At 56.9% G+C, this 9,859-nt stretch carries 7 protein-coding genes; 1 reads left to right on the forward strand and 6 read right to left on the reverse strand.

All coding sequences use genetic code 11. The features are described 5' to 3' along the window. Nucleotides 1-26: 26 nt before the first annotated feature. The 6 genes from RTK01_RS07170 to RTK01_RS07195 form a co-directional block, all read right to left on the reverse strand. Nucleotides 27-2,270 (reverse strand): DNA topoisomerase (ATP-hydrolyzing) subunit A, encoded by a 2,244-nt coding sequence (locus tag RTK01_RS07170; protein WP_312280318.1) that lies wholly within the window; start codon nt 2,268-2,270, stop codon nt 27-29. A gap of 82 nt (nt 2,271-2,352) precedes the next feature. Beyond that, the gene (locus RTK01_RS07175) at nt 2,353-4,338 is read right to left on the reverse strand and encodes a toprim domain-containing protein (protein ID WP_312280319.1); all 1,986 of its coding nucleotides are present in this window, start codon (nt 4,336-4,338) and stop codon (nt 2,353-2,355) included. A 353-nt stretch (nt 4,339-4,691) separates the two neighbouring features. Continuing rightward, nucleotides 4,692-5,129, reverse strand: coding sequence for a stage V sporulation protein AC (gene spoVAC / locus RTK01_RS07180; RefSeq protein ID WP_312280320.1), 438 nt, complete (start codon nt 5,127-5,129; stop codon nt 4,692-4,694). A gap of 139 nt (nt 5,130-5,268) precedes the next feature. Beyond that, on the reverse strand, nt 5,269-6,489 hold the full coding sequence (locus RTK01_RS07185; RefSeq protein ID WP_312280321.1) for a HAMP domain-containing sensor histidine kinase: 1,221 nt from the start codon (nt 6,487-6,489) through the stop codon (nt 5,269-5,271). Beyond that, complete coding sequence (locus RTK01_RS07190; protein WP_312280322.1) at nt 6,486-7,172, reverse strand: response regulator transcription factor; 687 nt, start codon at nt 7,170-7,172, stop codon at nt 6,486-6,488. The genes RTK01_RS07185 and RTK01_RS07190 overlap by 4 nt, the downstream gene beginning before the upstream one ends. Nucleotides 7,173-7,258: 86 nt before the next feature. Further along, nucleotides 7,259-8,299 carry a DUF4340 domain-containing protein gene (locus RTK01_RS07195; protein ID WP_312280323.1) on the reverse strand — a complete coding sequence of 347 codons (1,041 nt, stop codon included), beginning with the start codon at nt 8,297-8,299 and terminating at the stop codon, nt 7,259-7,261. 391 nt (nt 8,300-8,690) lie between these two features. Here RTK01_RS07195 and RTK01_RS07200 point away from each other — a divergent pair. Next, a partial coding sequence (locus tag RTK01_RS07200; protein ID WP_312280324.1) for a monomeric [FeFe] hydrogenase occupies nt 8,691-9,859 on the forward strand: 1,169 nt, incomplete at its 3' end.

Genomic DNA, 9,859 nt, shown 5'->3' on the forward strand with positions numbered 1-9,859 from the left:
GCCTTAAAAGCCCGGCGCATTGAGCATCAGTCCAGCAGTCCCAACTGCTTTTCCTCGCAGTCCTCCTCCCGAAGCAGCGATCCAGCGGCGGGCACCGCCCGCACGCGATAGCGGCTGTGATTCACGATGGGACTCTCTTCCAGTAAAACGGCCCGCTCCAAATGGTACTTGGGCTTCATGGTCATCACCGCCACGCCCTGCGTGGAGCGAGTCGTTTTGGGAGAGAGCAGCGCGGTGTTGAAAATCAAAACCCGTGGCTCACTGGAATAAACCGTCAGTTCCTCCTCCCGGTCCAGCCGCAGAATGGAGGACAGGGGCGACTTGTCGGAATAGGCTCCCGTCAGCTTGCGTCGGTTGGAGGTGGTCTGATATGCCGAAAGATTTACCCGGGCCGCCTTGCCGTTTTCAAAGAAGAACAGCAGCGCGCCCGCATAGTCCCCCGGCAGACAGGCAAAGACCGGGCTTTCCTCCCCGTCCATTCCCAGCTTCGAGGGGAGGTAATCCCCCAGAACGCTGGCCTTGGCGTCGTCAAAGTCGTAGATGCGGCACTTGTAGACTTGGCATTTGTCAGTGAAGAACATAATCTCCGATGCGTTGGAGGTTTCAAATGACTGGCGCAGTGCGTCCCCGTCCTTGAACTTCTGTTCGCTGTTCATTCGCAGGGAGGCGGGAATGATCTTTTTAAAGTACCCCTCCCGAGAGAGGAACACGCTCACCGGGTAATCCTCCACCTGCTCCTCCTCGTGGAAGTCCTCCACCTCATGGCCGTAAATAATCGCGGTGCGGCGGGGTTTGCCGTACTTCTTTGCCACATCCTCCAGCTCGTCGATAATCACTTTCTTGATGCGCCGGGGGCTTTCCAGCAGGTCCTCTAAGTCCGTAATTTCGTCCTGCAAGGCGTCGGTTTCCTGCACCCGCTTTAGAATATACTCCTTGTTGATGTTCCGCAGACGGATTTCCGCCACATATTCCGCCTGAATTTGGTCAATTCCGAAGCCGATCATCAGGTTGGGAATAACCTCGGACTCCTCCGACGTCTCCCGGATGATTTTGATGGCCTTGTCAATGTCCAGCAGAATCCGGCGCAGGCCCTTGAGCAGGTGCAGCTTCTCCTTTTTCTTGCCCAGAACAAAGAACACTCTCCGGCGGACGGACTCCCGCCGCCAGGCGCACCACTCCTCCAGCAGCGCCCGCACGCCCAAAACCTTTGGCATCCCGGCAATCAGCACGTTGAAGTTGCAGCTGCACGTATCCTGCAAAGAGGTCATTTTGAAAAGCCGGGCCATCAGCCGGTCCGGGTCCGTGCCCCGCTTGAGGTCGATGGTAAGCTTCAGGCCGGTGCGGTCCGTCTCGTCCCGCATGTCGGCAATCTCCTTGATTTTTCCGGCCTTAATCAGCTCTGCCACCTTGTCGAGAATTGCCTCGATGCTGGTGGAGTAGGGAATTTCGTAAATTTCAATCAGATTTTGGTCCTTGACATAGCGCCACTTGGCCCGAACCTTCACGCCGCCCCGTCCGGTGCGGTAAATTTCCTCCAGCGCAGCCGGTTCGCAGATCAGCTCGCCGCCGGTGGGAAAATCCGGAGCCAGAAGGGTGTCCGTCAAGGTGCAGTCCGGGTTTTTGAGATAGGCGGTGGTGGTGTCGCAAACCTCTTTTAAATTGAATCCGCAGAACTGGGATGCCATGCCAACGGCAATGCCGCTGTTGGCGGAAACCAGTATGTTGGGAAAGTTGGTGGGCAGGAGCGCAGGTTCCTTCATCGTGTTGTCGTAGTTGTCGATAAAGTCCACTGCGTCACTGTCAATGTCCCGGAAAATTTCAGAGCAGATGGCCGACAGCTTTGCTTCGGTGTATCGGCTGGCGGCATAGGCCATGTCCCGGGAATAGACCTTGCCGAAGTTGCCCTTGGAGTCCACAAAAGGGGTCAGCAGCGCGCTGTAGCCCGCGCTGAGACGCACCATTGTCTCGTAGATAGGCCCGTCCCCGTGAGGGTTGAGGCGCATGGTCTGGCCCACAATGTTGGCGGACTTGGTCCGCCCGCCGGTCAAAAGCCCCATTTTGTACATGGTGTATAGGAGTTTCCGGTGGGAGGGCTTGAATCCGTCAATCTCCGGGATGGCCCGGGAGACGATGACGCTCATGGCGTAGGGCATGTAATTGACTTCCAGCGTGTCCACGATGGGCTGGTCTTCCACCGCGGCATGCAGGCCAAGGACGTTGGGGTTTACTTCCCGGGAGATTTCATCTTCCGGTTTTTTCTTCTTTGGCATTCGTATCAATCCTCATTTGCGGCGGCCGCCGCCTGCTTTCTTGTGGTATGGTGGGGCGTGGGCGCAAAAATTGGCAAGCCCATCAGGAAATGTCCGCCACTTCCAGATATTTAAAGCCATTTTCCGCAATGTGGTCCTTCCGGCCCTGAAGGTTGTCCCCCAGCAGGAGATCAAACACCCGGGCGGTCTCGTCAAGGTCGGAAGGCTGCACCCGGATGAGCCGCCGGGTTTCCGGGTTCATGGTGGTAAGCCACATCATCTCCGGCTCGTTCTCGCCCAGACCCTTGGACCGGTCCACCTTCATTTTCTTTCCGGCTAAATCCCGAACAATGTCGTTTTTCTCCCTGTCGGAATAGGCGAACCAGGTTTTTTCCCCGCTGTGGATTTCAAACAGGGGGGTTTCCGCGATGTAGACGTACCCCTCGCGAATCAGGGTGGGGGTGAGACGGTAGAGCATGGTAAGAATCAGTGTGCGGATCTGGAAGCCGTCCACGTCACCGTCGGTGCAGATGACCACTTTGTTCCACCGGAGGTTCCCCAGATCAAACTCCGCCAAATCCTTTACGTGCTTGTCCTTGACTTCAATTCCGCAGCCCAGCACCTTCATCAGGTCGGTAATGATTTCACTTTTGAAAATCCGGGCGTAGTCAGCCTTTAGGCAGTTCAAAATCTTGCCCCGGACGGGCATGATGCCCTGATACTCCGCGTCCCGGCCCATTTTCACGCTGCCCAGAGCGGAGTCGCCCTCCACGATGTAAATTTCACGGCGGCCCACATCCCTTGAGCGGCAGTCCACGAATTTTTCCACCCGGTTGGCGATATCAATGCTGCCGGAGAGCTTCTTTTTGATGTTCAGCCGGGCCTTTTCCGCGCTCTCCCGGCTGCGCTTGTTGATGAGCACCTGCTCGGCGATTTTCTCCGCGTCGAAGGGGTTTTCGATAAAGTAAATCTCCAGATTGCTCCGCAGAAACTCCGTCATGGCCTCCTGCACAAACTTGTTGGTGATGGCCTTTTTCGTCTGGTTTTCATAGCTGGTGGCGGTGGAAAAGTTGTTGGACACCAGCACCAGACAGTCTTCAATGTCCGTCCAGGTAATTTTGCTCTCGTTTTTCTGGTACTTGCTGTTTTGTTTCAGATACTGGTCCAGCGCGGAGACAAAGGCGGACTTGGCCGCCTTTTCCGGGCTGCCGCCATGCTCCAGAAAGCTTGAGTTATGATAGTGCTCGGTGACGTTCACCTTGTTTGAAAAGCAGCAGGCCGCGCTGAGCTTCACCTTGTACTCCGGCTTGTCCGCCCGGTCCCGGCCCCGACGCTCCGTCTCCCAGAATACGGGGGCAGTAAGGCTTCCCTCCCCCGCCAACTCCGTCACATAGTCCACAATGCCGTTTTGATAGACGAAGTCCTCCGTCTCAAACTTTCCCGTCTCCGTCTCGCGGCGGAAGCGGAAGGAGACTCCCGCGTTCACCACGGCCTGACGCTTCATCACGTCGGTAAAGTATTCCGGGGGAATGGCGGTGTCCGTAAACACGTCCAAATCCGGCAGCCACCGAATGGTGGTGCCGGTTTTCTTGCCCCGGTCGGCAGGTTCCTCGTGCAGGCCGCCGACATTCTCACCCTGCTCAAAGTGCAGGGTGTATTTCTTCCCGTCCCGCCGGACGGTCACATCCATATATTTGGAGGCGTATTGAGTGGCACAAGAGCCAAGACCGTTCAGCCCCAAGGAGTATTCATAGTTATCGCCGGTGTTGTTGTCGTATTTTCCGCCGGCGTACAGCTCGCAGAATACCAGCTCCCAGTTCCAGCGACTCTCCTTCTCGTTCCAGTCCACCGGGCAGCCCCGGCCCTGGTCCTCCACCTCAATGGAGCCGTTCTTGTACGACGTGACGGTGATGAGACTGCCGTGCCCCTCCCGTGCCTCGTCGATGGCGTTGGATAAAATCTCAAATACTGCGTGCTCGCAGCCCTCCAGCCCGTCGGAGCCGAAGATCACGCCGGGGCGCTTGCGTACCCGGTCCGCGCCCTTCAAAGAAGAGATGCTTTCGTTGCCATAGTCCTTTTTTGACGCCATTGCCTGTTTCCTTTCCGTTTTGTCCTCTGATTCTGAATTATCGTACCATACGCTGTTAAAAAATTCAAGACTGGGGTAAATGCGGAAAATGTTTATCCTAAATTGCGTATTATGGCGGAAATGTTCCGGAGCCAAATTTTTCATAATCCGTTTGTCACCCCGGGAATTGACCTGCGTTTCTGTGTTTTGCACATTTTCCACCGGGTTTTCCACACTGTTATGTAAACTTCAAAATCCCCCGGAAAATACGCGTCAAATTCCCACCATCCAAACAGGGAAAAAGAGCCGCCGCACTCCGCTGCGCCGGCTCTTTCTTTTTTCGTATTTTCTTGGAGTGCAGGGGCTTTCGCAGCTTACTTCAAAAGCATCAGTATCACGCCGTAAATAGCGGAGGCCAGCGTGCCGAACACAATGACCGGCCCCGCCACCAAAAACATTTTTGCCGCCATGCCGGTGACAAAGCCCTCGCTACGGAAGTCGATGGCGGGGGAAACCACGGCATTTGCAAAGCCGGTGATGGGGACCAGCGTGCCCGCCCCGCCGTATTTCGCCAGCTTGTTATAAAGGTTCAGCCCCGTAAATAGAGCGGAGAGAAACACCAGCGTGCAGGAGGTTGCGGTGCCCGCGTCCTCCTTGTCGAGACCGGCTGCCGACCAGCCGTTTAGAATAAGCTGGCCAACCACGCAGATTAGTCCGCCGATGACAAAGGCCAGAATGGTGTTTTTTACGATGGGGGATTTTTTCGATTCTTGTTTGACAAGCTGCGCATATTCCTTGGGAGTGATATCCATAAGCCGCCTCCGATGTTGTTTTCGGTAGGGTTTCCCTGAAAGGAAAAATTATGCGCGCTTTTAAAAGTAAGAAAACTTCCGAATAAAAAATACGGCTGCGCGCCCGGAGTCGGGGCGCGCAGCCGCGCAAAGCAAGCCGTTATTTCCGCAGCAGAGGCAGCGTGAGAATAAATCGGGTGGAAGCTTCGTCCGACTCGGCCCGCAAGGTTCCCTTGTGTTCCGCGGCAATACTTTGGGCAATGGAAAGCCCAAGGCCGAAGCCGGATTGTTCCCCCCGGGAGGCATCCGCCCGGTAAAACCGCTCAAACAAGCGGCGAAGCTGCTCCGGCGGAATGGGCGGCCCCTGATTTTCAACCTGAAGCCTTGCCTGCCGGTCCGTTTTCCGAAGCGCAAGGGCAATGCTTGTCCCCTCCGCGCCGTATTTGATGGCGTTGTCCAGCAAAACGGAAATGGCTTGCTTCAGCCGGTCCGCATCGCCGGTGACAAGCACGTCCGGGTCAATGCCCTCGCAGCCCAGCGATTTTCCCGCGTCAAAGGCCACCGGCTCGAAAAGAAGGGCGCAGTCAGTGGCCGCGTCAGAGAGGGAAACCTCAGAAAATACGCCGGTGCGAACCAGACTGTCGGCCCGGGCCAGCGTCAGCATCTCCTCCACGAGAGAGCGCATCTGCCGCGCCTCGGAAAGAATGTTGTCCGCCCAGCGGGCGGGGCGCTCCTCCAGAGAAACGTCGTCCAGAAGCTCCGCGTTGGAGAGGATCACCGTCAGGGGCGTTTTCAGCTCGTGAGACGCGTCGGACAAAAACTGGCGTTGCTGGTTCCATGCCCGCCCTACCGGGCGGGTGACCAGCCGGGCCAGCAGCACGGAAATTCCCAGCAGTACCAGCAGGGCCGCCGCCCCAATTTGCAGCGTGGAGCGGATCATGGATTGCAGGGACGCGGTTTCCATGGAGACGTCCACAAAGGCGATGCGCTGAAAAAACCCGCTGTTTACCCGCAGGTAACGGAGGTTGTAGGCCGGGATATTTCCCGTCTCCCGCTCCTGTTCCATGCAGCTTTGCAGAATCTCCCGCAGGGTGTCCGTGTTTTCAAGGTCGGAATAGGTTCCGCCGGTGACGTAAACGGTATTTCCCCAGACCTCCACGGTGAAATAGGGGAGCTGCACCTGATCCCCGCCAATCATGATCCCGGTCTGTCCCCGGTCCACGCGGGGATCGCGGATAACGACCCGGCGTAAAAGCTCCTGCGTGCTATCGCGGATGTTGTCTCTGGCGGCGGTGTACATAAAAAAGAACGCACCGCCCAAAACCGCCGTCACCAGCAGCATGCAAACCGCCACCACCTGAAGCCTGAGCCTTCGGATCATGGCGTCTCCTCCTCCGGAACCAGACTGTATCCCGCCATGCGCAGGGTGATGATTTTGGCGGTGGAGCGCAGGTGCTGAAGCTTTCGGCGGAGAAAGGAGATATAGACTTCCACATTGTTGTCCTCCGCGTCGGACTCGTAGCCCCAGACCTTCAACAGTAGCTTTTCCTTGGTAAGCACCAAACCTTGATTCAACATCAGCATTTCCAGCATGTCAAATTCCTTCCGGCTCAGCCGCACGGACCGCTCCGCGCAGGAGAGGGTGAAGGTGGACTGCTCCAACTTCAAATCGCCGCAAGTCAGGGTGGCGGTGTCCCGCAGCTCGGGGGTCCGGCGGGTCAGCGCCCGGATGGCGGCCAACAGTTCCTTTGGCTCAAAGGGCTTTGTGAGGTAATAGTCCGCGCCGCTGTCCAGCCCCCGCACCCGGTCATCCAGTTCTGAGCGGGCGGTGAGCATCAGCACGGGAGTGGCGTTCCCCTCTGCCCGCAGGCAACGAAGCACTTCAAACCCATTGAGCTTTGGCAGCATCACATCCAGCAAAATTACATCGTAAATAGAGGTGAGGGCGTTGTCAAGCCCGCTCTCCCCGTCGTGGCTCACGTCGGCGGTGTAGCCGTTCAGCTCCAGCAGATCCCGCAGCGTCGCGGCAAGGCGCACCTCATCCTCTACAATTAACACGCGCATGGAAAAGCGCCCCCTTCACAGAAATTCAAAAGATGGACGGGAAACCGTTCCCTTCCCTCAAATGCTGGATTTGTTAAAATCGGCGCTCAGCCCCCGGAAAAAGAGGCTGCGTCCAGCCCGCTCCCTGCCACCGCCAGCAGTGCGTCCAGCTTGTCCGCCGCCATGCTGTAAATGGTGGAGTCGTCGTTCACCCGGACGTATCGCCCGTCGCCGCCCAGCACCGGATTGCCTATGAGCAGTGTCAGAGTTTGGGCGGTATTGCCGTCGCCGGTGTAATTCACCGTGACAGTGGCGGCGGGCGCGTCAAAGCCGCACAGGGCGGCCGCTCCGTCGGAGGGGCGGTAGTCCACGCAGGCGTCCAGACGCAGCGTTGAAAGCTGTTCCAGCACGCGTTGCACCTGCTCGTCGGCGGTCACGTCGACACCGTCGCACAGCCACGTGACGCTGCCTCCGCTTTCAGGAGAGGATCCGTCTCCGCCTTCGTCGGGCTGAGCCTGCGCGCGGAAAGCGGATAGCTCGGTCGTCATGGCCCCGGACAGAGTGACGGAACCCAGCTTGTCCTCCGTCAGGGCCGGAAGTTCGGGGAGAAGAAGCATGTCGTAAATTCCCACGGACATCTCTTTGACCAGTTCGTCGGAGATAATGAAAATGGGAGTTTCCGACTCATTCATCAGCATATAATAGCTGTTTCCGTCAGAGGTGGCGTTACCCAAAGCAAGCGTGGTAAGCTGCCCGTTGGCCGCGGTGGCGCTCAGCGTCCGGGTGGGTTCCGAAAGGCCGTAATCCTCCGGCGCGCCCCCGTCGGTGATGGTCTGCTGGGGCTTCAGGGTGGAGAGGGTGTCCATCATTTGAATAAGATAGTCCTGATTCAACCGAAAGTCCGGATCGTCGGTCCAATACCACTCCCCTTCTTTACTCATGGCGAAGGACAGCGTGGCGCTGCCGTTGTGGTAAGAAATCGACTTATAGGCCGCGCCGTCGCTTATCATGCCGGAGGAGGAGCCCGAGGAATTGGCCTCTTCCTGATTCCGGCGATTTTTCGCGGATCGTACCGCCAACACTGCCGCCGCCAGCACGGCTGCGGCAAGGAGCAGAAGTAAAAGCGTCCGCTTGCGTCTTTTGTTCATGGGGGAACCCCTTTCTTTATCGGAGCTTGCGCCGCCAAAACGGCGGACAAAGCATATAAATGCATTTATTATAAAGCTTTGCAGCCGTCAGGTCAATCTGCTCCCCGCCGATGCCCTTTTTATCAAAAGCAGAATAGAGGAAATTCCTTAAGAGAAGCTGAACTTTTCGGTTAAAACGGAGACGGCGGAAATCCCCTGCTCGCTCCCCAAAAAAGAATGATGAAAAAAACAGTCAAGTGCGGACATGATTTGCACAAGTTTCGTCATATTTTAAAAAAAATGAAACCACATTGTCAGACTTTTCACTTGCAGTTATTTGCCCTCTCCTGTATAATCTAGGGCACATGAGGAAAGATCGAAACGAACAACGAACATTTGGAGGAAAAGAACAGTGCGTGGCATTCACAGCGCCGTAGATGATATCCGGCGGAACGTGTTTACCGAGGTGGCAAAGATTGCCTATGAGGGCGGGGACTATTCCCGCGTTGACATGATTCCTTATAGCATTGTCCCCGGAGAGGATTCTCAGTATCGCAGCAACGTCTTTTTGGCCCGGGCCATTGTGCAGGAGCGTGTCCGACTGGCTTGCGGACTGCCGCTCCAGCCCGTGGACGTGCGGGCTCCCGCCAGCGCGGGCATCGAGGAGGCGGCGTCGGCAGACGACAAATTTTTTGAAGAACCGCTGGTAAACGTAATTTCATTTGCCTGCAACGCGTGTCCCACCAAGCGGATTCGGGTGACCGACAGTTGCCAGGGCTGTATGTCTCATCCCTGTCAGGCGGTCTGCCCAAGGGACGCGATTTATTTTGACGAGATGAAGCACTCCCACATCGACCAGAGCAAGTGCATCAAGTGCGGCCGTTGCGTCAACCAGTGTCCCTACCACGCCATCAGCAATTTGGAGCGGCCCTGTGCCGCTGCCTGCGGGATGGACGCAATTGAATCCGACGAGCGGGGCCGGGCCAAAATCAACTATGACAAGTGCGTCTCCTGTGGCATGTGTCTGGTAAACTGCCCCTTTGCCGCCATCGCGGACAAGAGCCAGATTTTTCAGATTATTCATGCCATGAAGCGCCATGATGGGGTGATTGCCTGCGTCGCTCCCGCCTTTGTCAACCAGTTTGGAAAGGGCGCTTCTCCGGCAAAGCTGAAGGCTGCCATGCGCCGCTGCGGCTTTGCCGACGTGGTGGAGGTGGCCGTGGGTGCGGATTTGTGCACCATCGAGGAGGCGGAGGACTTTTTGGAGAAGGTTCCAGCGGAGCAGCCCTTTATGGGCACCTCCTGCTGTCCCGCATGGAGCATGATGGCAAAAAAGCTTTTCCCGGATTTCAAGGATTATATCTCCATGGCACTCACTCCCATGGTGATTACCGCCCGGATGGTGAAAAAGGAACATCCCGGCGCGCGCATCTGCTTTATTGGCCCCTGCGCTGCGAAAAAGCTGGAGGCCAACCGAAAATCCGTCCGGTCCGACGTGGACTATGTGCTGACCTTTGAGGAGCTTCAGGGCATGTTTGACGCCAAGGAAATTGATTTTTCCCAGCTCCCCGAGGACCCGGC

The sequence above is a fragment of the Oscillibacter sp. genome, assembly GCF_031978065.1.
Classification (GTDB): domain Bacteria; phylum Bacillota; class Clostridia; order Oscillospirales; family Oscillospiraceae; genus Oscillibacter.

Coding starts and splice junctions, on each gene's coding strand:
- RTK01_RS07190 (WP_312280322.1), bottom strand. CDS start 7,172: ATGCGCGTGTTAATTGTAGAGGATGAGGTGCGCCTTGCCGCGACGCTG.
- RTK01_RS07175 (WP_312280319.1), bottom strand. CDS start 4,338: ATGGCGTCAAAAAAGGACTATGGCAACGAAAGCATCTCTTCTTTGAAG.
- RTK01_RS07185 (WP_312280321.1), bottom strand. CDS start 6,489: ATGATCCGAAGGCTCAGGCTTCAGGTGGTGGCGGTTTGCATGCTGCTG.
- spoVAC (WP_312280320.1), bottom strand. CDS start 5,129: ATGGATATCACTCCCAAGGAATATGCGCAGCTTGTCAAACAAGAATCG.
- RTK01_RS07195 (WP_312280323.1), bottom strand. CDS start 8,299: ATGAACAAAAGACGCAAGCGGACGCTTTTACTTCTGCTCCTTGCCGCA.
- RTK01_RS07170 (WP_312280318.1), bottom strand. CDS start 2,270: ATGCCAAAGAAGAAAAAACCGGAAGATGAAATCTCCCGGGAAGTAAAC.